At 71.0% G+C, this 23,488-nt stretch carries 23 protein-coding genes and 1 pseudogene; 13 read left to right on the top strand and 11 right to left on the bottom strand.

Annotated features, from left to right (window positions below):
* Positions 1-79: 79 nt before the first annotated feature.
* Together H1W00_RS08195 and H1W00_RS17055 are read right to left on the bottom strand one after the other, a co-directional pair.
* The gene (locus H1W00_RS08195; protein ID WP_181755255.1) at positions 80-727 is read right to left on the bottom strand and encodes a response regulator transcription factor; all 648 of its coding nucleotides are present in this window, start codon (positions 725-727) and stop codon (positions 80-82) included.
* Positions 724-2,697, bottom strand: coding sequence for an ATP-binding protein (locus H1W00_RS17055; protein ID WP_181755256.1), 1,974 nt, complete (start codon positions 2,695-2,697; stop codon positions 724-726). Before H1W00_RS17055 ends, H1W00_RS08195 begins: the two co-directional genes overlap by 4 nt.
* Positions 2,698-2,851: 154 nt before the next feature.
* On the opposite strand from H1W00_RS17055, the gene H1W00_RS08205 reads away from it, so the two are divergent.
* From H1W00_RS08205 to H1W00_RS08210, 4 genes and pseudogenes are all read left to right on the top strand, one after another.
* A complete protein-coding gene (locus tag H1W00_RS08205; RefSeq protein ID WP_241732829.1) occupies positions 2,852-3,538 on the top strand; it encodes a hypothetical protein in 687 nt (228 codons plus the stop codon).
* Positions 3,539-3,643: 105 nt separating this feature from the next.
* Positions 3,644-3,928 carry a hypothetical protein gene (locus H1W00_RS16245; RefSeq protein ID WP_206679987.1) on the top strand — a complete coding sequence of 95 codons (285 nt, stop codon included), beginning with the start codon at positions 3,644-3,646 and terminating at the stop codon, positions 3,926-3,928.
* Positions 3,929-4,032: 104 nt separating this feature from the next.
* A pseudogene (locus H1W00_RS17160) lies at positions 4,033-4,080 on the top strand (hypothetical protein); the annotation flags it as partial.
* Between the two features lie 12 nt (positions 4,081-4,092).
* On the top strand, positions 4,093-4,473 hold the full coding sequence (locus tag H1W00_RS08210; protein ID WP_241732830.1) for a hypothetical protein: 381 nt from the start codon (positions 4,093-4,095) through the stop codon (positions 4,471-4,473).
* Positions 4,474-4,547: 74 nt separating this feature from the next.
* On the opposite strand, the gene H1W00_RS08215 is transcribed toward H1W00_RS08210, so the two are convergent.
* Positions 4,548-4,961 (bottom strand): ASCH domain-containing protein, encoded by a 414-nt coding sequence (locus tag H1W00_RS08215; RefSeq protein ID WP_241732831.1) that lies wholly within the window; start codon positions 4,959-4,961, stop codon positions 4,548-4,550.
* Positions 4,958-5,314, bottom strand: a complete 357-nt coding sequence (locus H1W00_RS08220; RefSeq protein WP_181755257.1) for a TraR/DksA family transcriptional regulator — start codon at positions 5,312-5,314, stop codon at positions 4,958-4,960. The genes H1W00_RS08215 and H1W00_RS08220 overlap by 4 nt, the downstream gene beginning before the upstream one ends.
* 105 nt (positions 5,315-5,419) lie before the next feature.
* Between H1W00_RS08220 and H1W00_RS08225 the strand changes: the two genes are divergently transcribed.
* Positions 5,420-6,001 (top strand): TIGR03086 family metal-binding protein, encoded by a 582-nt coding sequence (locus H1W00_RS08225; protein ID WP_181755258.1) that lies wholly within the window; start codon positions 5,420-5,422, stop codon positions 5,999-6,001.
* A gap of 4 nt (positions 6,002-6,005) precedes the next feature.
* Here the strand turns inward: H1W00_RS08225 and H1W00_RS08230 are convergent, their stop codons facing one another.
* Together H1W00_RS08230 and H1W00_RS08235 are read right to left on the bottom strand one after the other, a co-directional pair.
* On the bottom strand, positions 6,006-6,347 hold the full coding sequence (locus H1W00_RS08230; RefSeq protein WP_181755259.1) for a DUF2200 domain-containing protein: 342 nt from the start codon (positions 6,345-6,347) through the stop codon (positions 6,006-6,008).
* A gap of 20 nt (positions 6,348-6,367) precedes the next feature.
* Positions 6,368-6,811, bottom strand: coding sequence for a MarR family winged helix-turn-helix transcriptional regulator (locus H1W00_RS08235; protein ID WP_181755260.1), 444 nt, complete (start codon positions 6,809-6,811; stop codon positions 6,368-6,370).
* A 92-nt stretch (positions 6,812-6,903) separates the two neighbouring features.
* Here H1W00_RS08235 and H1W00_RS08240 point away from each other — a divergent pair, with 92 nt between their 5' ends.
* On the top strand, positions 6,904-8,325 hold the full coding sequence (locus H1W00_RS08240) for an MFS transporter (RefSeq protein WP_181755261.1): 1,422 nt from the start codon (positions 6,904-6,906) through the stop codon (positions 8,323-8,325).
* On the opposite strand, the gene arr is transcribed toward H1W00_RS08240, so the two are convergent.
* From arr to H1W00_RS08260, 4 genes are all read right to left on the bottom strand, one after another.
* Positions 8,312-8,731 carry an NAD(+)--rifampin ADP-ribosyltransferase gene (arr, locus tag H1W00_RS08245; protein ID WP_181755262.1) on the bottom strand — a complete coding sequence of 140 codons (420 nt, stop codon included), beginning with the start codon at positions 8,729-8,731 and terminating at the stop codon, positions 8,312-8,314. The genes H1W00_RS08240 and arr overlap by 14 nt on opposite strands.
* A gap of 69 nt (positions 8,732-8,800) precedes the next feature.
* Entirely contained in the window at positions 8,801-10,003 is a 1,203-nt protein-coding gene (locus H1W00_RS17060) for a CDP-glycerol glycerophosphotransferase family protein (protein ID WP_181755263.1), read from the bottom strand.
* Complete coding sequence (gene glf, locus H1W00_RS08255; RefSeq protein ID WP_181755264.1) at positions 9,996-11,165, bottom strand: UDP-galactopyranose mutase; 1,170 nt, start codon at positions 11,163-11,165, stop codon at positions 9,996-9,998. The genes H1W00_RS17060 and glf overlap by 8 nt, the downstream gene beginning before the upstream one ends.
* A complete protein-coding gene (locus H1W00_RS08260; protein WP_206679988.1) occupies positions 11,158-12,120 on the bottom strand; it encodes a glycosyltransferase in 963 nt (320 codons plus the stop codon). The genes glf and H1W00_RS08260 overlap by 8 nt, the downstream gene beginning before the upstream one ends.
* A 56-nt stretch (positions 12,121-12,176) precedes the next feature.
* Between H1W00_RS08260 and H1W00_RS08265 the strand changes: the two genes are divergently transcribed.
* Positions 12,177-13,613: a collagen-binding domain-containing protein gene (locus H1W00_RS08265; RefSeq protein ID WP_181755266.1), complete on the top strand. Its 1,437-nt coding sequence runs from the start codon at positions 12,177-12,179 to the stop codon at positions 13,611-13,613.
* Here H1W00_RS08265 and H1W00_RS08270 read toward each other — a convergent pair.
* Positions 13,564-15,330 (bottom strand): CDP-glycerol glycerophosphotransferase family protein, encoded by a 1,767-nt coding sequence (locus H1W00_RS08270; RefSeq protein WP_181755267.1) that lies wholly within the window; start codon positions 15,328-15,330, stop codon positions 13,564-13,566. The two genes, H1W00_RS08265 and H1W00_RS08270, sit on opposite strands and share 50 nt — an antisense overlap.
* A 50-nt stretch (positions 15,331-15,380) precedes the next feature.
* On the opposite strand from H1W00_RS08270, the gene H1W00_RS08275 reads away from it, so the two are divergent.
* The 6 genes from H1W00_RS08275 to H1W00_RS08300 are packed head-to-tail and all read left to right on the top strand — an operon-like array spanning position 15,381 to position 23,477.
* Positions 15,381-16,739: a potassium transporter TrkG gene (locus H1W00_RS08275; protein WP_181755268.1), complete on the top strand. Its 1,359-nt coding sequence runs from the start codon at positions 15,381-15,383 to the stop codon at positions 16,737-16,739.
* Complete coding sequence (locus H1W00_RS08280) at positions 16,732-17,406, top strand: potassium channel family protein (RefSeq protein ID WP_181755269.1); 675 nt, start codon at positions 16,732-16,734, stop codon at positions 17,404-17,406. Before H1W00_RS08275 ends, H1W00_RS08280 begins: the two co-directional genes overlap by 8 nt.
* 22 nt (positions 17,407-17,428) lie before the next feature.
* Positions 17,429-18,091, top strand: a complete 663-nt coding sequence (locus H1W00_RS08285) for a DNA alkylation repair protein (RefSeq protein WP_181755270.1) — start codon at positions 17,429-17,431, stop codon at positions 18,089-18,091.
* Between the two features lie 53 nt (positions 18,092-18,144).
* A complete protein-coding gene (leuS, locus tag H1W00_RS08290; protein ID WP_181755271.1) occupies positions 18,145-20,952 on the top strand; it encodes a leucine--tRNA ligase in 2,808 nt (935 codons plus the stop codon).
* 39 nt (positions 20,953-20,991) lie between these two features.
* A complete protein-coding gene (locus H1W00_RS08295) occupies positions 20,992-21,882 on the top strand; it encodes an ATP-binding cassette domain-containing protein (protein WP_181755272.1) in 891 nt (296 codons plus the stop codon).
* On the top strand, positions 21,879-23,477 hold the full coding sequence (locus tag H1W00_RS08300) for an ABC transporter permease (RefSeq protein WP_181755273.1): 1,599 nt from the start codon (positions 21,879-21,881) through the stop codon (positions 23,475-23,477). Before H1W00_RS08295 ends, H1W00_RS08300 begins: the two co-directional genes overlap by 4 nt.
* Positions 23,478-23,488 lie beyond the last annotated feature (11 nt).

Raw genomic sequence — 23,488 nt, forward strand, 5'->3', positions numbered from 1 at the left:
CGACGCGACCGCCCCACAGCATGGGGAGGTGACGGTGCCCCGGTCGGAAGACCGGGGCACCGTTGCGTCCGGACGCGGCTCAGCCCTCGCCGATGCCCGCGTCGCGGGCCCTCGCGACGGCCTCCGCACGGGTGCCTGCCTGGAGCTTGGCCAGGATGTCGCTGACGCGGTTGCGGACGGTCTTCTCCGAGAGGAACAGGCGGCGCGCGATGCTCGCGTTGTCGAGTCCCCGGGCCATCAGGTCGAGCACCTCGCGCTCGCGGGTGGTCAGGTGCGGGAACGGCGCCGTCGCGGGGGCGCCCGCGCCACCTCCGGCGAAGAACCGCACGACGTGCTCGGCGACCTTGGGCCCGAAGACCGCCTCCCCGCGGGTGACGCCCTCGATGACACGGCGCACGTCCTCCGCGCCGGACTCCTTCAGCAGGTAGCCCCGGGCACCGGCCCGCAGGGCGGCGAAGACGGAGCCGGGGTCCTCGTTCATCGTCAGCACCACGACCTTGGTCCCGGGGTGCCGCTCGGTGATCCGGCCGGTGGCGGCCAGGCCGCCCATGCCCGGCATCCTCAGGTCCATCAGCACGACGTCCGGTTGCAACCGGGTCACGGCGTCGAGCGCCTCCTCGCCCGTGGCGGCCTCGCCCGCGACCTCGATGCCGGGCAGGCTGCCGAGCACGGCGAGCATCCCCGCGCGGAACAGCTCGTGGTCGTCGACGACGAGGACGGTGGTCATGGGCGCTCCTCGGGCAGCGGGATCGTCAGGTGCACGGCGGTGCCTCCTCCGGGAGGCGTGCGGTGGTCGAGCGTCCCCTCGAGCTCGGCGGCCCGCTGGCGCATGCTCGTGAGCCCCACGCCGGGACGCGGGTGCGAGGGCAGGCCACGGCCGTTGTCGCTCACGGTCAGCGAGATCCCGTCCGGGGTGCGCCGTGCCTCCAGCCGGACGCGGGACGCCGCGCTGTGCTTCACGGCGTTCGTCACCGCCTCGGCCGCGATGACGTAGGTGGCCACCTCGACGGCGGCGGGCAGGTCGGGCAACGAAGGCACGTCGGCCTCGCCGACGAGTGGCTCGATGCCCGAGACCAGCTGACGCAGGGCCTCCTCGAGTCCGACCTGGTCGAGGATCGGTGGCCGCAGCCCGTGCGAGACGGACCGCACGTCGGCCACCGTCTCGCGCAGCCGGTCGCGGATCAGGACGGCGTGGTCGCCGTGCTCACTCTCGCGGAGGTGGCTGGCCAGCACGTCGGCCTGCAGGGCGATTGCCGCGAGAGATGGTCCGACCCCGTCGTGCAGGTCGTTGCGCAGGCGCCGCCGCTCCTCCTCTCGCGCACCGACGATCGAGGACCGGCTGCGCTTGACGTCCGACACGAGTCCGGCCGCGTAGGCGAGCATCGCGGCCTGGGCCGCCGACTCCTCGAGCACCTGGCGCTCCTGGCGGGTGAAACCCTCGCCTTCGCGGCGTGGCCCGATCTCGAGGATCCCGACCTCGCGCCCCATCGCGACGGCGTCGAGTGCGACCACGTGGTCGGGGCGGCGGCCGCTCTCCACGCTCGGGGTGCCCGGGCCGCTGAAGCCGACGTACGGGAGGCGCATCGTCGATCGCACGGCGGCCACCAGCTCGCGCAGCGCCTCCCGCGGCTCGGTCGAGCCTGACATCGCGTCGGCGATGCGGCGGCCGAGCAGCCTCGAGCTCTCACGCTCGGGGAAGAGCCAGCGGTCGACGCCGTGCTGCACCGCGGCGCGCAGCAGCACCGCGGAGACGGCCAGGGCAGCGATGAGGAAGACCCCACGGCGCGTGCCGGCGACCTCGGGGTCGAGCCGCAGCAGCAGCCACGCGCCGCAGGCCATCACCACCGCGAGGACGGCGACGAAGACGACAGAACGGCCCAGGACGACGTCGATGTCGAAGAGGCGGTGACGCACGACCGCGACGGCGATCGCGAAGGGGATGCCCAGCAGGCCGAGGGCGAAGACCGCCGGAGGGGTCTCGGGGAAGGCGGAGAGCAGCAGCGAGACCAGGACGAACACACCACCGAGGGCCAGCCACTGCAGCTGCGCGCGCTCGACGCCGACCGAGCGGCGGATCCGCAGCAGCACCGCGACGATCGCGACCGGGATGCCGACGAGGTTGCAGTAGAGCGCCGAGGCGAGGACGACGTAGTTGAGGACGTCGAGGCCGGGCAGGTCGAGGGGACTCACGACGTTCGGGTCGATGTCGCTGCGGCCCGGGACCAGCATGCGGCACACCGCGAGGGTGGACGCCGCGATCACGATCGACCAGGCGAACGGCCACCACCGGCGGGACGGCAGCCGCCCGTCGGGGAAGAGCAGGGGCACCAGCGGCAGCACCAGCAGGTAGACCGCGAAACCCCACATCGAGGTCCAGTCGGTGAAGTCGGAGAAGGGCAGGTCGGAGACGTAGGCGTTCCAGATGCTGTACTCGCCGAGCAGCTGGTAGACCGAGATCCACGACGTGCCGACGAGCAGCCAGCCGCACCGGTTCCGCGGCTGCGCGCGGACCACGACGAGCCCGGCGAGCGGCCAGGTGGCCCCGAAGGCCAGGTTCGACCACGCGAAGACCGGGACCTCGGGGGAGCGGGCCTGCGCCGCGAGGTGCAGCGCGACCGCGCCGATCGAGCACGCCAGCGACACGACCACGCAGGCCGCGGCGAGGCGGCGCAGCTGCTGGTCGGTGGGACGAGGCACGAGCACATCGTGGCACGCAGCCGCGGTGTCCCGGAGTGGATCCGGGCAGGAATCCCGGGCGATCGGGGGTGCTCGTCCCTGCCGCCCGGGACACGTCCCCCCGCAGCATCGGGACACCGAATCGACATCGTTCTTCCACCCGAAGGGACTCACCATGACCACCACCGCCGCGCCCCACCCGCAGGCCGAGCACGCCGCCACCGTCGGACGAGGCCGCTGGCCGCTCCTGGGCGTCGCCGCCGGCATCGGCAGCATCGTCGCGACCCTCGCACTCGACATCCACCCGTCCGGCTGGGACGTCGACGAGCCGTTCAGTCAGGCCGTCGTCGAGGAGGTCAGCACCGGCAAGGCGCACGCCAGCATCGTCGTCGGGTACCTGACCGTCGGGCTGCTGCTGTTCCTCGCCGCCGCGTGGCGTCGTCACGTGGAGCCGCGCGCCCTCGCCAGCACCGCGGCCCGCGTGGTGCCGCTCGCCCTCACCGCCGCGGCCGGTGCCCTGTCGCTCGGCTACGGCTGGCGCGGCGCGTTCGGGCTCTACACCGGCAGCGAGGAGGGCGCCTTCGACACCGAGGGGCTCTACATCCTGTTCGTCCTGAACGACTTCGGCGCCTACATCGGCTACCTCGGGGTGACCGTCGCCGCCGCGGCCGTCGTGTGGATGTCGCTCAGGGAGCGCCTCGTGTCCCGCTGGATCGGCGTCTTCAGCATCTTGCCGATCCTGCCCGTCGTGATCACCGTCGGCGCCTTCGGCCTGCCCGGCTTCCCGGGCGTCGTGAGCGGCCTGTGGCTGATCGTCGCCTTCGCGGGCCTCGCCTTCGGCCGCAGCCCCATCAACCGCTGAACCCGATCACCCGGACCGGCACCCCGCGCGGGGTGCCGGTCCGTGTTGCTCCAGAGGCTGACGGGATTCCAGGACGCCGCCGCGAACCGAGATTAGAGTCGCCGGATGAGTTCTGAGGTGGCGACCGCGAAGCGCATGCGCTTGCGCTTCGCCGGCGTGTATCGGGTGTGCGGGACCGAGCTTCCCGTGCGTGCCCTCGCGGTCTGGGAACGGTCCAGCCGGACCGTCCGTTGCGTCGAGTGCCCGGTCGCACCGGCCGAGGTCGAAGCGCACGAAGCAGTCGCTGTGGATCCCGGCACCGCGGGCGCCTCAGCGCGTCGTGAGTACGAACGGCGCAAGGCGAAGGACGAGCAGGGGTTCGCGACCGCCATCCTCGCATCGGTGGACTGATACTTGCCCTGCGTGACGAGCGTCAGTCGACCAAGTCCTGGGCGACGGGTGCGACGGGTGAGGAGCAGCTCGGCGCTGCGCTCGACGCTCGCGCGTCCGAGCGGCTGCGAATCCTGCACGATCGCCGCATCCCCGGATCCCGGGCCAACATCGACCACATTGCCGTGACGCCCGCCGGCATCTGGGTCATCGATCCGAAACGCTACGTCGACAAGGCGCCGAAGCTCCGGGTCGAGGGCGGCATCCTGCGTCCGCGTGTGGAGATGCTGATGGTCGCGGGGCGGAATCGGACGAAGCTCGTCGACGGAATGCTGGGGCAGTGTGAGAAGGTCCGGGGCGTTGTCGGTCCGGAGGTTCCCGTGCGGGGCGTGCTCTGTTTCATCGAGGCCGCATGGCCGTTGTTCGGTGGCGACTTCGTCGTCAACGGGGTCGACGTCCTGTGGCCCCGCAAGCTCTATCCCAAGCTGGAGACGGAAGGCCCGCTGGAGCCCGCCGCGGTCGAGGCGCTGTACGAGCAGCTCGGCCGCGCGCTTCCGCCCGCGTGAAGAGCCCGCGCGGGGTGCCGGTCCGGGTGATCTTGGTACCAAGGTGTGGCCCCGGCGACCGGAAGGTCGAAGGATCAGTCGCCGGGCTCGACCACGTCGACCAGGGTGAACCGGATGCACACGATCGGGGTGTCGTCCTCGACCGGTGATCCGGCGGTCGCCCAGAAGCCGCGGTGGCCGGCTCGCCACTCGTCGAGGTCGGCGTCGCCCTCGCCCTCGGCGGCGGCGAACTCCCACGGCACCTCGATGAAGGGGTGGATCGAGAGGCCGGTGACCTCCACGGTCCCGATGCGGTTCCCGTCGTCGTCCAGCAGGGCGAGGCGCTCGCCGACGTGCTCGAGCTCCTCCTGCTCCACCTCGTACTCGGTCAGGATGCCCGCGGTCGCGCGCTTCTGCCCGGCCAGGACGAGCCCGTTCAGGCGGGCGCGCAGCTCACCGGGCGAGCCCAGCTCGAGGCCCCGCATCCCGTCGACCCGCGGCCACGTCATCGCTGAGACTCCTTCGCCGAGGCGCAGTCGATGCAGAGCCGGGCGACCGGGCGGGCCTCCAGGCGAGCCGCGGCGATCTGCCGGCCGCACGACTCGCAGGTGCCGTAGGTGCCGGCGGCGACCCGCTCCATGGCGGCGTCGATCTCGACCAGGTGCTGGCGGGTCTGCTGCAGCATCGAGTCGACCTGCGAGCGCTCGAACGCGACGGTGGACCCGTCGGGGTCGTGCTCGTCGTCGGCGTTGGAGTCCAGGGAGGCCTCGACGACCTGGTCGAAGTCACGCATCAGGCCGTGCAGCTGACCCCGGGTCCGCTCGCGTTCGGCCTCGAGTCGCTCGAGGGTCTCGTTCGTCATGGGGGACCTCCGTTCCGCGCCGCGCACGCGCCGCCCATCCATGATGCCGCGTCTGTCCACCATGAGGGGGTTCCGCGACGAGCGAGCCGCGACGACACTCGGGTGATGAGCACCGTCGACCTGCAACCCGCGGCCCAGGCCCTCCTCGCGACCGTCCGGGGCATCAAGGACGAGCACCTCGACCACGAGACCCCGTGCGAGGGCGTGTCCGTGGGGCAGATGCTCCATCACGTCGACGGACTTTCGCAGGCGTTCCGCGCGGCCGCCGACAAGGAGCTCGGGCCGCTGACCGACACCGCGCCGGATCCCGGGGCCTCTCCCACCGTGGAGGACGGCTGGCGCTCGGAGCTGGAGGATCACCTGGAGCGGCTGCTGGTGGCCTGGCGCGACCCCGCGGCGTGGGAGGGCATGACGCGGGCCGGTGGTGTCGACTTGCCGGGCGACGTCGCCGGGAGGGTCGCGCTCGACGAGGTGGTGCTGCACGGCTGGGATCTCGCCCGCGCGACCGGTCAGGAGTACGTCCTCGACGACGCGACGGCGGCCGCGTGCCTGGAGTTCGTGCAGCAGTTCGACCCGGCGGGAACGCCGGGGCTGTTCGGTCCGGCCGTCACCGTGCCGGACGACGCCCCGGTCCTCGATCGCCTGGTGGCGCGGGCCGGCCGCGACCCGCGCTGGACGCCCAGCTGACCGTTCAGCCGCGCAGGACCTTCTCCATCGTCTTGCCCTTGGCGAGCTCGTCGACCAGCTTGTCGAGATAGCGGATCTTCTGCATCAGCGGGTCCTCGACCTCCTCGACGCGCACGTGGCACACGACACCCGTGATGAGGGAGGCGTTGGGGTTGAGGTCGGCCTGCGCGAAGAAGTCCTCGAACGTCGTCCCGGCGTCGAGGTGCTTCTGCAGGGTGCTCTCGTCGAAGCCGGTCAGCCACTCGATGACCTGGTCGAGCTCGGCCTTCGTGCGCCCCTTCTTCTCGACCTTCGTGACGTAGTGGGGGTAGACCGAGGCGACGCTCGTCGTGAAGATCCGGTGCATGCGCCGATCCTAGGCTTCGATCAGGCTTCGGCGGCAGCCTCGACGAACGCGTCGGCGAACGTGCCGAACTGCTCGAGGAACCGGGCGCGGTCGGCGCGGGGGAGGGCGTCCAGGGCGCGGTCCAGCAGACCGAGGTGCCGGTCGAGAGCGCGGGCGAACTCCGCGAGGGCGCTCTCGTTGGCCACGAAGTGCCACGCGCTCTGGCCCGGCTCCCGCGACCGCTCCAGCAGCCCGGCCTTGAGGGCGGCGTTCGCCTGCCGGTTCACGGTGGACTGCTCGAGCCCGAGCTCGTCCGCGATCTCCCGCAGGGTCCGCGGCCGGCCGTCGGAGAACATCCACAGCAGCCGCTGGTCGGCGTGCCCTCGTGGTCCGACGACCGCGCGCTGGCCCCGCTCGAGTCGCGAGATCGCGGTGAGCGCGGACCAGGCCGGGTTGGCCCGGGCGGCCTCGGTGATGGAGGTCATGCTGGCTCCGGTGGTCGGGGGACGGACGTCATGTGTAGTCTACACAGGTTGATGTGTAGGTTACACATCGCTGCTTCCGACAGGACCCACCCATGCCCTCTCCCTCCGTCGTCGACGAGCGCGTCGAGACCCGCTTCCCCCCGATCGCCGTCATCTTCGTGCTGTGCTTCGGCAGCCTCGCCGGCGCGCTCATGCAGTCGCTCGTCATCCCGATCCAGAGCGAACTGCCGCGGCTGCTCGGCACGGAGCCGGGCAACGCGTCCTGGGCCGTCACCGCCACGCTGCTCGCGGCCGCCGTGACGATGCCCGTCACCGGGCGCCTCGCCGACATGTACGGCAAGAAGAAGGTCATGGTCGTCTCGGCGGGGATCCTCGTGGCCGGCTCCGTGGTCGCCGCGATGTCGAGCTCGCTCGCGCCGTTCCTCGTCGGCCGCGCGCTCCAGGGCATGGCCATGGGCTACATCCCCGTCGCGATCAGCATGGTGCGCGAGGTCGCGCCGCCCGAGAAGCGCGCGACGGCCGTCGCCGCGGTCAGCGCCACGCTCGGCGTCGGTGGTGCCCTCGGCCTGCCGCTGGCCGCGTGGATCGCCCAGGACTACTCGTGGCACGCGCTGTTCTGGTTCTCGTCCGTGCTGGCGGCAGTCATCCTCGTCGCGACCCTGGTCGTCGTCCCGAGCGTCCACGACGCGCACCCCGCCCGCATCGACGTCGTCGGTGTCATCGGGCTGGCCATCGGTCTGGTGTCGGCGCTGGTCGGCGTCAGCAAGGGCAGCGAGTGGGGCTGGTCGGACGGTCGCACGATCGGCGCGATCGTGGGCGGCGTCGTCGTGCTGCTGCTGTGGGGCTGGTTCGAGCTGCGCCACCACGACCCGCTCGTGGACCTGCGCACCAGCGCCCATCCGCCCGTCCTGTTCACGAACCTCGCGGCCGTCCTGATCGGCTTCGGCATGATGGCGCAGTCCATCGTGCTGCCGCAGCTGCTGCAGCTGCCCGAGGAGACCGGCTTCGGCCTGGGCCAGACGATCCTCCAGGCGGGTCTGTGGATGGCGCCCGGTGGCCTGATGATGATGTTCTTCGCCCCCGTCTCGAGCCGGCTGATCACCTCGATCGGTGCTCGCCTCACGCTTTCGATCGGCGCCACGGTCCTGGCGGTCGGCTACCTCGTGACGCTGTTCCTGATGAACGCGCCGTGGGAGCTCATGCTCGGCTCGCTGGTCGCGTGCGCCGGTGTCGGCATCGGCTACGCGGCCATGCCGACGCTGATCCTGGACAACGTGCCGGAGTCCGAGTCGGGCTCCGGCGTCGGCCTCAACGCCCTGATGCGCTCGGTCGGCACCACGATCGCCGGCGCCGTCATGGCGGCCGTCCTGACGAGCCGGACGGTGGACTTCGGGGGCTACGCGATCCCCGACAAGGGCGCCTTCCAGCTGTGCTTCGTCATCGGCGCGGGTGCGGCGTTCGCGGGTGCTCTCGTCGCGTTGCTGGTGCCGCGTCAGGGCCTCAGTCGTCGATGACGACCTCGCCCCGCTCCTTCATGGCGGCGAGGCTGTCGAGCATGTGCTGGAGGACCTCCGGCGGATGGGGCTCCCACCCGACGACCTCCTCGACCACGCGGATCGGCTCCTTGCTGCGGTAGGAGCGGGTGGGGTTCCCCGGGAACTTCTTGTCCGTCAGGTTCGGGTCGTCCTCGAAGGGCCCGGTCGGCTCCACCCGGTAGATGTGGCCGCGGCCCTCGCCCGCGGACAGCTCGGCGCCCCACGTCGCGGCGTCCAGGGTGCCGGTGAAGTAGATGTGGCCGGCGGTGCGGTTCTCACCGAAGTTCGCCCGGCGACCCGGCTCGAGCAGATCGCCGGGGGAGAGGACCGCCTTCGTGCCGTGGAAGAAGGGCCCATCATCGGGGCCCAGTCGGTCGTCGCTCATACGGTCAGGATCGCCCACGGTGACGCATCTGGGTACCCAGATGTCCCGAAGGACGAAGCGCGCGTCCCGTCAGGGGCCGGTCGCGCCCAGCCGGCGGTGCTCGGCCCAGGCGCGGTCGCGCAGGTCCATCGCGCCGGAGCAGGCCTGCAGGAACCGCTCGGTGGCGGCGCCGGGCGACGTGTCGCCGAGGTAGTACTCGATGAGGTCGCGGCGGGCCGCCGCGCTCGGGTCGGTCGAGAGGTGCTGCGCCACGAGCGCGGCCACGTCGGCGTCCTCGTCCAGCAGCGGCAGGGTGTCCATGAGGCGCGACGGCGGCACGGGCACACGGGGGCGGCACACGAGCACCGGCTTGCCGGTCGGCAGCCAGTTGAGGGTCACCGCCGAGACGTCGGTGATCAGCAGGTCGGCGTCCGCGAACGACTGCTCGAGCGGCACGTCGGTGTCCACGCGGTCGGCGCGGGCGCGGATCGCGGCGTCGGCCTCGCCGTAGGCCGGGTCGATGACGCCGTTCAGCGGGTGCGGGCGGTAGATCACCCGGTGGGTGCCCGCAAGGGCGTCGACCACGGCAGAGCCGTGGGTCAGCAGCGAGCCGTACGAGACCGACGGCTGCGACGCCTCCCAGGTGGGCGCGTAGAGGACCGTCGACCGCGACGGGTCGGGCTGCGGCTCCGGCGCGGGAACGTCGAGCTGCGGCTGGCCGATCAGCACCGAGCGGGCCGACGCGTCGTAGAGCATCACGCCGGCGCTCGTGCGGTCGAGCGCCGCCTGACCGGCCAGGAAGCAGAAGTCGTAGGCCTTGACCTGGTTCGACACCGAGACGCCCTTGTCGCTGTCGCCGTGGCCCAGGTACACGTGCACGAGCGAGGTGAAGCGCAGGCACTCGAAGTTGATCGGGTCGTGGTTCACGTACAGCGCGAGCTTCACGTCGCTGAGGGCCAGGATCTCGTCCAGCTGGCCGTAGCGGGCCAGGGTCACGCAGTCGAGGCCCGACTCGGCCCGCACGAGCGCGGCGGTGCGCGAGTCCTTGAACACCGCCACCACGCCGTGCGCGGCGTCGAGTGCCTTCAGCGCCGCGAACCACGGACGCAGCTGGTAGAGCGCGTCGGCGCCGTTGGGGAAGTAGACCAGGACCGCCTGCGCGAACGCGCGACCGAGGCGGTCCTCGTCGGTGCGCTTGTCGGGCATGCCGACGGGCAGGAAGCGCGAGCGGCGCAGCCGTCCGATCGCCCACTGGCGCAGCCGGGGAACGATCCCCGCCCGCGAGTCAGCCACGGACGAGCCCCGGCCGCAGGATGTTGTCGACCATCGACAGCGCCGACGCGATCGCCATGTGCATGTCGAGGTACTGGTACGTGCCGAGACGTCCCCCGAAGTGCACCTGCGACTCCTGCTCGGTCAGCTCGCGGTAGGCCTTCAGGGCCGTGCGGTCGTCCGAGGTGTTCACCGGGTAGTAGGGCTCGTCGTCGGTGCCGGCGTTCGCGAAGCGGCTGAACTCGCGCATGATCACCGTGGCGTCCGACGGGTAGTCGCGCTCGGGGTGGAAGTGCCGGAACTCGTGGATCCGGGTGTAGGGGATGTCGGTGTCGGCGTAGTTCATCACCGGCGTGCCCTGGAAGTCGCCGATCGGCAGCACCTCGGACTCGAAGTCCAGGGTGCGCCAGCCGAGCGGGCCGTGCGCGTGGTCGAAGTACCGGTCGAGCGGGCCGGTGTAGACGATCGGCAGCTGCCCGACCGTGGCCGCCTTGTTGTAGGGCTGGGACTCGTCGAAGAAGTCGGTGTCGAGGCCGATCGTGATGTTCGGGTGGTCGGCCATCCGCTCGAGCCACGCCGTGTAGCCGTCGGTGGGCAGGCCCTCGTAGCGGTCGTTGAAGTAGCGGTTGTCGTAGGTGTACCGCACCGGCAGCCGGGTGATGATGTCCGCCGACAGCTCGGTGGGATCCGTCTGCCACTGCTTGGCGGTGTAGCCCTTGATGAACGCCTCGTAGAGGGGACGGCCGATCAGGCTGATCGCCTTCTCCTCCAGGTTCTGAGCCGCGGCCGCACCGCCCGACAGCGCGGCGCCCGCCTGCTCGGCGACCCACGCGCGTGCCTCGTCCGGACCCATCGCCGAGCGGGTGAACTGGTTGATGGTGCCGAGGTTGATCGGCAGCGGGAACACCTCGCCGCGGTACGTCGAGTAGACGTGGTGGCGGTAGCCGGTGAAGGTCGTGAAGCGGTTGGCGTAGTCCCAGACCCGCTCGTTCGAGGTGTGGAACAGGTGCGCGCCGTAGCGGTGCACCTCGATGCCGGTGGTGGGCTCGGCCTCGCTGTAGGCGTTCCCGCCCAGGTGCGAGCGGCGGTCGATCACGTGGACCTTGAGACCGGGATCGTTGGCCAGCTGCTCGGCCACGGTGAGCCCGAAGAAGCCCGACCCGACGACGAGGACGTCAGTCATCGCGGCCGCCTTCCAGCGCGGGCATCGGCTGCCAGGTGCGATCGGCCCAGATCCTGCGGCCGTCGCGCCAGCCCTTCACGAGCGAGGAGAATCCGCGGAAGGAGCGCTCGACGACGACGAGCCGCACGATCTCCTTGGCGAAGGTCAGCGCCGTGCCCAGGGCGAAGCCGGGCCGGCTCAGGTGGCCGTGCTCGTCGAAGTAGCGGCCGACATAGGCCCGATTGCGCATCACGTGATACTTCGCCAGCGGGCTGGAGTCGTTGAGGTGGCGCACGCCGAGGCTGACCTGCTTCTGCTCGCGCTTCTTCTGCAGCACGAACTCGTCCACGTAGACGACCTCGGTCTCCAGGGAGGCCAGCCAGGCGTAGATCGCGTCGTCCCACGAGATGAAGAAACGCGGGTCGGGCAGGCCGATCCGGCGGACCACGTCGGCGTGCACGAGCATGCCCTCGAAGGTGCCGGAGTTGGTCACGGCGTAGCCGTCCGTGTTGAACGTCTTCACCGAGTACGGCAGCGGCACGCCGAGCCACTGGTTGAACTTCGCCTGCCAGTAGAACGGGGTGCCGTCGACGTCGTAGCGGCGGCCGTGGATGACCTTGAACCGCGCCATCCAGGGTGCGAACCGCTCGAGCGCGTCGGGCAGGATCTCGACGTCGTCGTCCATCAGCCAGACCCACTCGGCGCCGAGCTCGAGCGCGACCTTGGTGCCCTCGCTGAAGCCGCCGGCGCCGCCGGTGTTGGTCTCCATGCGGTGGTTCACGAGCAGGCCGGGAGGGAACTTCGCCTCCCAGGCGGTGACGACCTCCTGCGTGTCGTCGGTGCTGGCGTTGTCGACGACGATGATGCGATCGGGGGGTGTCGTCATCGTCGAGGCGCTCTGCAGCAGCTCGTCGAGCAGCGCGGAGCGGTTGAACGTGACGATGGCGATCGCCAGGGTGCCGGTCGTCGAACTCACCACGACAGGCTATCGGCCCGCCTGACGGATCAGTGAATCCGACCTACAGTGATCGAGTGGGGTTGCGCACCGCGGGTCGGGCACTCACCGTCGCCGGGATGCTGGCGGCGGCGGCTGGCGCGGGCCTGGTGGTCTCGCCTCCCGCTTGGGCTGTCGGACCGGTCAACCCGGTGCTGATCGACATCGCCGATCCTGCCAACGCCGGCTTCCTCGTGTTCGTCGAGAACGACGTCATCCTCGAGGCCGACGAGTCCGAGGGCACGATGGCCGTCGGTGGCGACGTGACCTTCCGCCGCAACTACAACGTCATGCGTCCCGCCTCCTCTCCGACGCCCGAGAACGTCGCGCTCTACGTCGGCGGCGGGTTGAACTTCCCGCAGGCCGGCTCAGGATCGATTCTGCGGATCATGGGCGGTCAGGCCCGCGTGATGGACGACACCACCTACGACGCCTTCGTCGGCGGCCCGGGCGCCGTCGCCGTGCCGCCGGGGGAGGCCGCCGACTACATCCCCAGGCTCGAGGTCCAGACGGCGCAGACGGTCGCCGAGTTCACCCAGCCGGTGCCCGAGGTCAACTTCGACGCGGCGTTCTCGCAGTACAGGACGCTGTCGACGGAGATGGGACAGTGCGCCAACACCGTCGCTCTCACATCGGCCGACGGGACCCAGCTCGTGCGGCCCGTCCCATCGGGGACGCAGGCTTATCTGTCTCTCACGGCTGGGACGACGAACGTGCTCAACGTGACGGCCGCCGAGCTCGACGGGCTGACGAGCCTGACGTTCAACGAGCCGCGGCCGGGGCCCGGCACGACTCTCCTCATCAACGTGACCGGGAACTTCAACGGCAGCATGCCGAACCTCGCTGGTGTCTCGAGCGCGAACGCGCCGTACATGCTGTGGAACTTCCCTGACGCCACGGACCTGGAGATCGAGAACTCGGACTCGCTGGAGGGGACGGTCTACGCGCCGCGCGCCGACCTCGACTGGTATGCCCACGGGAACATCGAGGGCAACGTGATCGCGCGGAGCTTCGACCACCTCAGCTTCGCGGGCCGCGATGTCCGGGAGGTGCACAACTTCCCCTTCCAGGGCGTCATCGACTGTGAGCCGACCACGGAGCCGACGACCGAGCCGACGACGGAGCCGACGACGGAGCCGACGACCGAGCCGACGACCGAGCCGACGACCGAGCCGACGACCGAGCCGACGACCGAGCCCACCACGGAGCCGACGACCGAGCCGACGACCGAGCCCACCACGGATCCGACCACGGAGCCGACGGACGTCGGTTCCGGCGGGGGCGAGCAGGGACCGGGCTCGGACTACTACTGGAGTTCCGACGGCGGCGGGGGAGGCACCGGCCTGGCCGCCGCGGGCGGCCCCGGCGCCGCGATCCTCGCGGGCGGGGCGCTGGCCACCGCCGCGGGGCTGCTGCTCCTGCTGCTCAGCGGTAGATCGAGCGCTCGGCGTCCGACCGCGCCACGAAGGCCGTGACCGCCTCGCGGAACGCCTCGAGCGAGCGCTGCTCCGGCGGGCCGAGCAGGTAGGTCGCGAGCTTCGAGCGGTACTCGGCCAGCTGGTCGGGGCCGCGTCCGGTGATCACGTCGAGGAACTCGTCCATGCCCTGGGCGTGGCTGCCGAGCAGCGTGGCGGCGGCGCTGGAGGGGTAGTCCTCGCGGAACTGCCTGGTCGAGACGCCCGCGTGGTTGAACACGGCGTAGGGCTTCTCGCCCGCGAGCCAGTCCGAGAGCACGCTCGAGATGTCGCTCACCAGGGCGGTGGACTGGTTCATCCAGCCGGTCAGCGACCCACTGGTGACCACGCGGTGGTCGATGCCGGTGCGCGCCTTGGCGTCGTCGAGGCGGCGCGAGATCACGGCGTGCGCGATGCGGTACTTGGCGTCGCGCTGGCCGGTGAACGGGTGCGGCTTGTAGACCACGCGCACCGACCCGTCGGCCAGCAGCGCGTCGATCAGCTGGACGCCGATGGCGCGCAGCGAGGAGTACTCCTGGTGCTGGTTCACGCCCTCCCACGTGGGGGCGTAGAGCACCGTGGGGATCTCGGCCTCGCCGACGCGGGGCGTGCGCTCGATCGCGTGCACCTGGGGGCGGCCGACGAACCGGTACTGGTCCTCGGGGATGTGCATGCCCGAGCGCCGGTAGCGGTCGGCGCCGGCCTCGCCGGCGACCCACAGCTCGTCGTAGACGCGCGAGAACGGGTTGTTGGAGGCGCTCTTGTCGCTGTCGCCGTGGCCGATGAACGCACTCATCATCGTGGGCAGGCGCAGCAGGTGGATGTTGTTGCCGGTGTTGCTGGGGTAGAGCGCCACCTTGACCATGGAGAAGTCGAGCATCAGCAGCTCGCCCGGCGCCGGCAGCGACAGCGTGGGCAGCGACGAGGACGCCATCCGCTCGAAGAGGGGATGGTCGCGCAGCACCACGAAGACCCGCTGGTCGAGGCTCTCGAGGGCCTCGATCCAGGTGTTGATCTGGTAGGCCGCGGTGTCGGGGCCGGAGAGGTGGACGACCACCTCGGGGCGGTACTCGTCCAGGAACTTCTGGACGGCCGACAGCTGCGGCGTGAAGCCCGTGGCGCGCTTGGCCATGCGCATGCGCCAGCTGGCGAGCACGTCGGGCACGGTCGCGGCGGCCAGGACCGCGAAGGCGGCCACTCCGGCGGACAGCACGATCCACCACGGGGCGCCGAGGATGGCCGGCGCGAGGGCCGCGAGCTGGACGAGCGTCACGAGGACGGGACGGCTGCGGGGCTCCTCGGCGATGTACGTGTCGCCCGGGATGTGGCGGGTGCGCATCGGCTTGAGGGGCCCGATCCGCCGGTACTCGGCGTGCAGGGCCCTCGCGCACAGGCCCGTGACGATGAGCAGCGTGACGAGCAGGAAGGCGTGCAACGCCGTGTCGTTGGCGAACTGCGAGGCGGCGGTGGCCGCCACGATGACGCGCAGGGCGAAACGCAGCGGAGGTCCGGCCGACGCCTGGCGCAGCAGCATCGACGACAGGGGTGAGCGGCGCTCGAGGAGCCACTCGGAGACGACCGAGACGATCAGCGCGATCGCGGCGGCCAGGTCGAGGTCGAGGACGACGAGCAGCAGCGCCAGCAGGATCGTGCCGTTGACCAGGAGCAGGCCCGGCAGCTCGGTGCTGTGACCCAGCCGCGCGACGAGAGAACGCACGAAACGCGCCGGGGAAGCCATGGGCGGCAATCTACCGCGTGTGACGGTTGTGGCCGGTGTACCGTCGGGGCGTGCCTTGGGGACGTCGCCGTTTTCGCCTCCCGGCGTCGATCGCCCATCCCGTGCGATTGCTGCCGCTGGCCTTCCTGACCCTCATCCTGGCCGGCACCCTCCTGCTGCTGCTGCCGTTCGCCCGCGAGGGCGAGGCGGACCCCTCGTTCATGGACGCGTTCTTCACGTCCACCTCGGCGGTCACGGTCACGGGTCTGGCGACGGTCGACACGGGCACCTACTGGTCGATCATCGGCCAAGCGATCATCCTGGTCCTCGTCGAGATCGGCGGCATCGGCATCATCGCGATGACCACGGTCCTGGGTCTGTTCGTGGGCGGGCGTCTCGGCCTGCGCACCCGGCTGGCGGCCCAGACCGACATGCACGTGGTGAGCCTCGGCGACGTGGGTCCGCTGTTCAAGCGCGTGGCCATCACGACGCTGCTCTTCCAGGGCGTCACCGCGGTGATCCTCACGTGGCGGTACGCCACCGGCTACTTCGACTCGTTCGCCGAGTCCCTCTGGCACGGTGTGTTCGACGCCGTCATGGCGTTCAACAACGCCGGCTTCTCGCTGCACCCCGACAGCCTCACCAGCTACGCCGGCGACTTCGCGGTGATCCTGCCGGTCTCGGTGGCCGTCTTCGCCGGTGGCCTGGGCTTCCCGGTCCTGGCCGAGCTCTACCAGGAGTGGCGCTCGCCGAAGACCTGGACGATCCACACGCGCCTCACGATCTGGGGCTCCCTGCTGCTGCTGGCCATCGCCTCGACGATGTTCGTCGTCGTCGAGTGGAACAACGCCGCCACGATCGGCGACCTCAGCCCCATCGACAAGCTGGTCACCGGCATCGAGGGCGGCATCATGACCCGCTCCGGCGGCCTGGCCAGCTTCGACTGGGGCGCGGTCGAGCCGGTCACGCTCTTCATGGCGATCATCATGATGTTCATCGGCGCGGGCAGCGCCTCGACCGCCGGCGGCATCAAGATCACGACGTTCTTGCTGCTGGCGTACGTGATCCTGGCCGAGCTGCGCGGTGAGGACCAGGTGCGCATCGGGTCGCGGGCGATCAACCCGCGCACGATCCGCACCGCGCTGAGCATCGCGCTCATCGCCGTGGGCCTGGTGACGGGCGGCTCCATGGCACTCATGATCCTGGCCGGCGTCCCGCTCGCGGACGGACTGTTCGAGTCCGCCTCCGCCTTCGGCACCGTGGGCCTGTCCACGGGCCTGACCCCCGAGCTCAACATCCCCGGGCAGCTGGTGCTCATCGTCTTGATGTTCATCGGCCGAGTGGGCACCATTACGGCAGCCTCCGCGTTCGTGCTGAGGCGGCGCCAATCCAGGTATCACCTTCCCGAGGAGCAACCGATCATTGGCTAACAACGACCCCCTCACCGCGCCCGTCCTCGTCGTGGGACTCGGCCGGTTCGGCTCCGCCGTCGCGCGGTCGCTGGTCCGGCTCGGCCACGACGTCCTGGGCGTCGACGAGGACCCCCAGCTGGTGCAGCGCTTCGCGAGCGAGTTCACCCACGTCGTCTCGGCCGACACCACCGACACCGAGGCCCTGCGCCAGATCGGCGCGGAGCAGTTCGACCGCGCCGTCGTGGGCATCGGCACCGACATCGAGGCCAGCGTCCTGACCGTGCTGAGCCTCGTGGAGCTGGGCGTCTCGGAGGTGTGGGCGAAGGCCATCAACGCCAAGCACGCCCGGATCCTCGAGCGCGTCGGCGCCACGCACGTCGTGCGTCCCGAGTCGGCGATGGGGGAGCGGGTGGCCCACATGGTCACCGGCGCGATGATCGACTACATCGAGTTCGACGACGGCTTCTCGATCGCCCGTACCCGGGCGCCGAAGCTCGCGGCGGGCCGCACGCTGCTGGAGTCCCAGCTGCGGGCCAGGTTCGGGGTCACCGTCGTCGGCGTGAAGCGCCGGGGCGAGGACTTCACCTACGCGCGCCCCGAGACCTCGATCGCCGCGTCGGACGAGCTCATCGTCTCCGGTCCCACGCGCAAGGTCGAGACGTTCTGCGCGCTGAGGAACGAGTAGTCCCGGGCGCCGGGTGACTCCGTTGACCTCGACCGCGGCCGACCTCCTGCGCGAGCTGCGCGACGTCACGGACCCCGCCGCGCATCCGCAACGGCACTACCGCGGTGGCGCCGGGGTCCTGGGAGTGCGGATGGGGACGGTCTTCGACCTGGCGAAGCGGCACAGCGCCATGTCGCTGCGCGAGGTCGGCCGCCTGCTCGACGAGCCCGAGTACGAGCCGCGCCTGGCGGCGTTCTGCGTCCTCGACTTCCAGGTGCGGCGCCAGGGCGTCACGGGCGCGGAGCGCGAGGAGCGCCACGACCTGTACCTGGCCCGGCACGACGCGATCGACTCGTGGGACATGGTCGACCGGGCCGCTCCGCGCGTGATCGGTCAGTTCCTGCGGGACCGCTCGAGGGAGTCGCTGTTCGCGCTGGCCGCGTCGGCCGACCCCCTGCGCCGTCGCACGGCGATGACGGCGCCGCTGGCGTACACGCGCCCGGCCCATCCCGCGGGCATCGCCGACCTCCTGCGTCTGGCCGAGCTGCTCGCCGACGATCCCGACCCGACCGTCTCCAAGCCCGTCGGCATCGCACTCAAGCACGCGGGCGCCGTCGCGCCGGCGGAGGTGCGCGCGTTCCTGGACCGGCTCGGCGACCGGCTTCCCGCGCCCGTGCGCCGCGAGGCCCGGGCCAAGCTCCCGTAGTCGAGCAGCCGCCTGTGCACCGGGTGGTGCCGGTCGCCGGATAGCCTTGACCGGTGAACAACCAGACGGAGGGCGCGACGCCGGACGGCGCCGCGCACCGCTACACCAGCGAGTACGCCGGCCGCATCGAGACCGCGTGGCAGGACCGCTGGGAGGCCGAGGGCACCTTCGAGGCGCCGAACCCGGTCGGCGACCTCGCCGCCGACGACGGCCGGCACAACGCGGGCGGCTCGAAGTACTTCCTGATGGACATGTTCCCGTACCCCTCGGGCGCGGGCCTGCACGTCGGTCACCCCCTGGGCTACATCGCGACCGACGTCGTCGGCCGCTTCCGCCGCATGCAGGGCGACAACGTGCTGCACGCGCTGGGCTACGACGCGTTCGGCCTGCCCGCCGAGATCTACGCCGTCCAGACCGGCCGCCACCCGCGCGAGACCACGCTGGAGAACATCGCGAACATGCGGCGCCAGCTGCGCCGCCTCGGCCTGGCCCACGACGAGCGCCGCTCGTTCGCCACGATCGAGCCCGAGTTCATGCGCTGGACGCAGTGGATCTTCCTGCAGATCTTCAACTCCTGGTACGACCCCGAGCAGGGCAAGGCCCGGCCCATCGCCGAGCTGATCCAGGAGCTGGGCACCGACGACCCCGAGGTCATCGACCAGCACCGCCTGGCCTACATCAGCGAGTCGCCCGTCAACTGGTGCCCGGGTCTGGGCACCGTGCTGGCGAACGAGGAGGTCACCGCCGACGGTCGCAGTGAGCGTGGCAACTTCCCCGTCTTCAAGCGCAGCCTGCGCCAGTGGAAGATGCGGATCACGGCCTACGCCGACCGCCTGATCGACGACCTCGACCGGGTCGACTGGCCGGAGCCGGTCAAGCTCATGCAGCGCAACTGGATCGGCCGCTCGCACGGCGCGAAGGTGCGCTTCGAGTCCGCCGCCGGCCCCATCGAGGTGTTCACCACCCGTCCCGACACGCTGTTCGGCGCGACCTACATGGTGCTGGCGCCCGAGCACCCGCTGGTCGACGAGCTGGCCGCCGAGACGTGGCCCGAGGCCGTCGACGAGCGCTGGACCGCCGGTGCCCCCGACCCCGTCTCGGCGATCGACCGGTACCGGCGCACCGCCGCGGCGAAGTCCGACGTCGAGCGCCAGGAGAACAAGGAGAAGACCGGCGTCTTCACCGGCTCCTTCGCGACCAACCCGGTGAACGGCGAGGCCGTCCCGGTGTTCGTCGCCGACTACGTCCTCATGGGCTACGGCACCGGAGCCATCATGGCCGTCCCCGGCCACGACGCTCGCGACTTCGAGTTCGCCACCGAGTTGAGCCTGCGGATCGTCCCGGTCGTGCAGGCGCCCGAGGACGAGGTCCTGCCGTGGACCGGCGCGGGCGTCGCGATCAACTCCGACAACACCGACGTGTTCGGCGACGAGGGCGTCAGTCTGGACGGCCTGGCCATCGACGACGCGAAGGCCGCGATCATCGCGTGGCTGGAGCAGCGCGGCCTCGGCGAGGGCACCACCACCTACCGCCTGCGCGACTGGCTGTTCAGCCGTCAGCGCTACTGGGGCGAGCCGTTCCCGATCGTCTACGACGAGGCCGGCCACGCGATCGCGCTGCCCGACTCGATGCTGCCCGTCGAGCTGCCCGAGGTGCCCGACTACTCGCCCAAGACGTTCGAGCCCGACGACGCCGAGAGCGAGCCCGAGCCGCCGCTGGCGCGCGTGCCCGAGTGGGTCGAGGTCGAGCTGGACCTCGGTGACGGTCCGAAGCGGTACCGCCGCGAGACCAACACGATGCCGAACTGGGCGGGCTCCAGCTGGTACGAGCTGCGCTACACCGATCCCCACAACAGCGAGGTGCTCGCCGACCCGACTAACGAGCGCTACTGGCTCGGTCCGAAGACGCCCGGCGGCACCGGCGGCGTCGACCTGTACGTCGGCGGCGTCGAGCACGCCGTCCTGCACCTGCTCTACGCGCGCTTCTGGCACAAGGTGATGTTCGACCTCGGTCACGTCAGCAGCGAGGAGCCGTTCCACCGCCTGTTCAACCAGGGCTACATCCAGGCGTACGCCTTCACCGACGAGCGGGGCACCTACGTGCCGGCCGACGAGGTCGAGGAGCGCGACGGCGGCTGGTTCTTCGAGGGCCGGCCGGTCAACCGCGAGTACGGGAAGATGGGCAAGAGCCTCAAGAACATCGTCACGCCCGACGACATGTACGACGCCTACGGCGCCGACACGTTCCGCGTGTACGAGATGAGCATGGGCCCGCTGGACGTCTCGCGTCCGTGGGAGACCCGCGCGGTCGTGGGTGCGCAGCGCTTCCTGCAGCGCGTCTGGCGCCTCGTCGTCGACGAGGAGACCGGCGAGGTCGTCGCCGACGACACCGAGCCCGACACCGCAGCCCTGCGTGCGCTGCACCAGGCGATCGCCGGCGTCACCGAGGACATGGGCGAGCTGCGCTTCAACACCGCGATCGCCAAGCTCATCGAGCTGACGAACCACCTCACCAAGGAGTCAGTGCGCTCGCGGTCCGTCCTCGAGCCGCTCGTGCTGATGCTGGCGCCCGTCGCCCCGCACCTGGCCGAGGAGCTGTGGTCGCGCCTGGGCCACGAGGAGACGCTCACGTACGAGGCCTGGCCAGTCGCCGACGAGCAGTACCTCGTCGAGGACCTGGTCACGTGCGTCGTGCAGATCCAGGGCAAGGTCCGCGGCAAGCTGGAGGTCCCCGCCGACATCAGCGACGAGGACCTCACGGCCCTCGCGCTGGCCGAGCCCAACGTCGTGCGCACCATCGGCGACCAGGAGATCCGCAAGGTCATCGTCCGCGCGCCGAAGCTGGTCAGCGTCGTCGTCTGAGCCTGCTGGAGGAGCACTCTCGCGTGCCACGATGAGCGGGTGACCGCCATCGAGCTGAGCAACGTCGTCAAGACCTTCGGTGCCGTGCGCGCCCTGGACGGTGTCGACCTGTCGGTCGAGGCCGGCGAGGTCCATGGCTTCCTCGGGCCGAACGGCGCGGGCAAGTCGACCACGATCCGTGTCCTCCTCGGGCTGCTGAAGGCCGACTCCGGCACGGCCAGGCTGCTCGGCGGAGACCCGTGGGACGAGGCGGCCGAGCTCCACCGCCGGATCGCGTACGTTCCCGGCGACGTGGCTTTGTGGCCCGGCCTCACCGGCGGCGAGGTCATCGACGTGCTCGCGCGGATGCGCGGCGGCCTGGACGAGGCGCGTCGTGCAGAGATGATCGATCGGTTCGAGTTCGATCCCAGCAAGAAGAACCGCACCTACTCCAAGGGGAACCGGCAGAAGGTGGCGCTGATCGCCGCCCTGGCGAGCCGGGCCGAGCTGTACCTGCTGGACGAGCCGACGTCCGGGCTCGATCCCCTCATGGAGGCGGAGTTCCAGCGGGCCGTGCTCGAGCTGAAGGGCGAGGGCGCCACCGTGCTGCTCAGCTCGCACATCCTCGCCGAGGCGGAGGCGCTGTCCGACCGGATCAGCATCATCCGGGCCGGTCGCGTGGTGCAGAGCGGCTCGCTCGCCGAGCTCCGGCACCTCACCCGGACGACGGTCATCGCGGAAACCGCGCGGCCCGCCGCGCTCATCGCGGAGGTGGAGGGGGTGCACCATCCCCGGTTCGACGGCACGCGGGTCACGTTCGACGTCGAATCGGCCCACCTCGACGACGCCGTGCAGGCGCTGGCACCCCTCGGCGTGCTCTCGCTCGCGGCCCATCCGCCGACGCTGGAGGAGCTCTTCCTGCGTCAGTACGGCGAGGAGCCGACCTCGTGAGCTCGCCCTTCACGGGGACTCGACATCTCGTCAGGCTCGTCCTGCGACGTGACCGGCTGATCCTGCCGCTGTGGATCATCGGCCTCGGAGGCACGATCGCGGCCAGCGCGCTGGCCGTCCCGTCGATCTACGACACCCCCGAGAAGATCGCCGGGTACGCGAGCGCGGTCGGGGCGAGTCCGGTCAGCTTCCTCATGTCCGGTCGCCAGGCCGGGATCGACACCCTCGGCGGCATCGTCGCCAACGAGATCTCACAGGTCGCGCAGCTGGGCATCTGCCTCATGGTGATGTTCCTGGTGGTGCGCCACACCCGGGCCGAGGAAGAGACCGGTCGTGCCGAGCTGGTCCGCTCGACGGTGGTGGGCCGCCACGCCGCGACGCTCGCGGGTCTGCTGTACGGCGTGTCGGCGGCGCTCCTGATCGGCCTCGTCACGACCGTCGCGATGCTCGCGGTGGACTTGGATCCCGTGGGCAGCCTGACCTACGGCGCGGGCCTGACGCTGCTCGGACTCGCGTACGTCGCCGTCACGCTGGTCGCCGTGCAGGTCTCGACGTCGGCGCGGGGCGCCCTCGCGCTGGCCGGGGCGGCGATCGCGGTGGGCTACCTGGTCCGGGGCCTGGGAGCGATGCGGGACAACGCACTCGTCTGGGCCTCGCCCTTCGGGTGGGCGCAGCGCATGGACGCCTTCGGCGACGAGCAGTGGTGGCCTGCCGTGCCCCTGGTGCTGCTGACGGCCGCGCTGCTCGTCGTGGCCGGCCGGCTCACCGTCCGTCGCGACTTCGCGGGTGGCGTGCTGCCGGATCGCCCCGGGCGGCCGCGCGCGTCCCGGTTCCTCAGCACGCCGCTGGGCCTGGCCCTTCGCCTCCAGCGTGGGCTGGTCATCGGCTGGGCCATCGGAGTGACGGCGCTCGGACTCCTCTACGGCGCGGTCATCCCGACCATCCCGGACCTGGTCGCCTCAAACCCCGACATCGCGGAGGTCATCGGCGCCTCACCCGACGTCGAGGAGCAGCTCATCGACGCGTTCCTGCGCTACATCTTCCTGTTCATGGCGGTCGTCTCCTGCGGCTTCGCGGTCACGTCGGTACTCCGGCTCCGCGCGGAGGAGGAGTCCGGCCGCGCGGAGCTGGTGCTGGCCACCGGTGTCCGGCGGGTCTCGTGGATGGCCGCCGCCGTCTCGGTCGCGTTCGTCGGTGCACTGCTCCTCTCGCTGCTGATGGGTCTGGGCCTCGCCGTGGGCTACGCGGTCGGCCTGGGGGAGTGGGACCGGATCGTGGAGCAGGTGGGCGGGCAGGTGAGCTACCTGCCGGGCGTGCTCGTCGTGGCCGCGCTCGCCGTCGCCCTCTTCGGGCTGTGGCCGCACCGCGCCCTGCTGGCGTGGGCGGTCGTGGCGTTCGTCGCCCTCCAGGTCATGCTCGGTGAGACGCTGCGGCTGCCGGACTGGGTCGACTCGCTCTCGCCGTTCACGCACCTGCCCGAGGTGCCGGTCGAAGGGTTCGACCCGGTCCCTGCGCTGGTCGAGATCGTCCTGGCGGCGGCCCTGGTGGCGGTGGGCCTGTGGGCGTTCCGGCGCCGCGACATCACCACCGGGTGATCCGACCCGCC

The organism is Aeromicrobium phoceense, assembly GCF_013868155.1.
Lineage (GTDB): Bacteria > Actinomycetota > Actinomycetes > Propionibacteriales > Nocardioidaceae > Aeromicrobium > Aeromicrobium phoceense.

What these genes read in the sequence shown, in the direction of transcription:
- H1W00_RS08220 (WP_181755257.1), bottom strand. Translation starts at nt 5,314, where the DNA reads ATGACGAACGAGACCCTCGAGCGACTCGAGGCCGAACGCGAGCGGACC.
- H1W00_RS08225 (WP_181755258.1), top strand. Translation starts at nt 5,420, where the DNA reads ATGAGCACCGTCGACCTGCAACCCGCGGCCCAGGCCCTCCTCGCGACC.
- H1W00_RS08270 (WP_181755267.1), bottom strand. Translation starts at nt 15,330, where the DNA reads ATGGCTTCCCCGGCGCGTTTCGTGCGTTCTCTCGTCGCGCGGCTGGGT.
- H1W00_RS08230 (WP_181755259.1), bottom strand. Translation starts at nt 6,347, where the DNA reads ATGCACCGGATCTTCACGACGAGCGTCGCCTCGGTCTACCCCCACTAC.
- H1W00_RS08240 (WP_181755261.1), top strand. Translation starts at nt 6,904, where the DNA reads ATGCCCTCTCCCTCCGTCGTCGACGAGCGCGTCGAGACCCGCTTCCCC.
- glf (WP_181755264.1), bottom strand. Translation starts at nt 11,165, where the DNA reads ATGACTGACGTCCTCGTCGTCGGGTCGGGCTTCTTCGGGCTCACCGTG.
- H1W00_RS16245 (WP_206679987.1), top strand. Translation starts at nt 3,644, where the DNA reads ATGAGTTCTGAGGTGGCGACCGCGAAGCGCATGCGCTTGCGCTTCGCC.
- H1W00_RS08195 (WP_181755255.1), bottom strand. Translation starts at nt 727, where the DNA reads ATGACCACCGTCCTCGTCGTCGACGACCACGAGCTGTTCCGCGCGGGG.
- H1W00_RS08215 (WP_241732831.1), bottom strand. Translation starts at nt 4,961, where the DNA reads ATGACGTGGCCGCGGGTCGACGGGATGCGGGGCCTCGAGCTGGGCTCG.
- arr (WP_181755262.1), bottom strand. Translation starts at nt 8,731, where the DNA reads ATGAGCGACGACCGACTGGGCCCCGATGATGGGCCCTTCTTCCACGGC.
- H1W00_RS08235 (WP_181755260.1), bottom strand. Translation starts at nt 6,811, where the DNA reads ATGACCTCCATCACCGAGGCCGCCCGGGCCAACCCGGCCTGGTCCGCG.
- H1W00_RS08205 (WP_241732829.1), top strand. Translation starts at nt 2,852, where the DNA reads ATGACCACCACCGCCGCGCCCCACCCGCAGGCCGAGCACGCCGCCACC.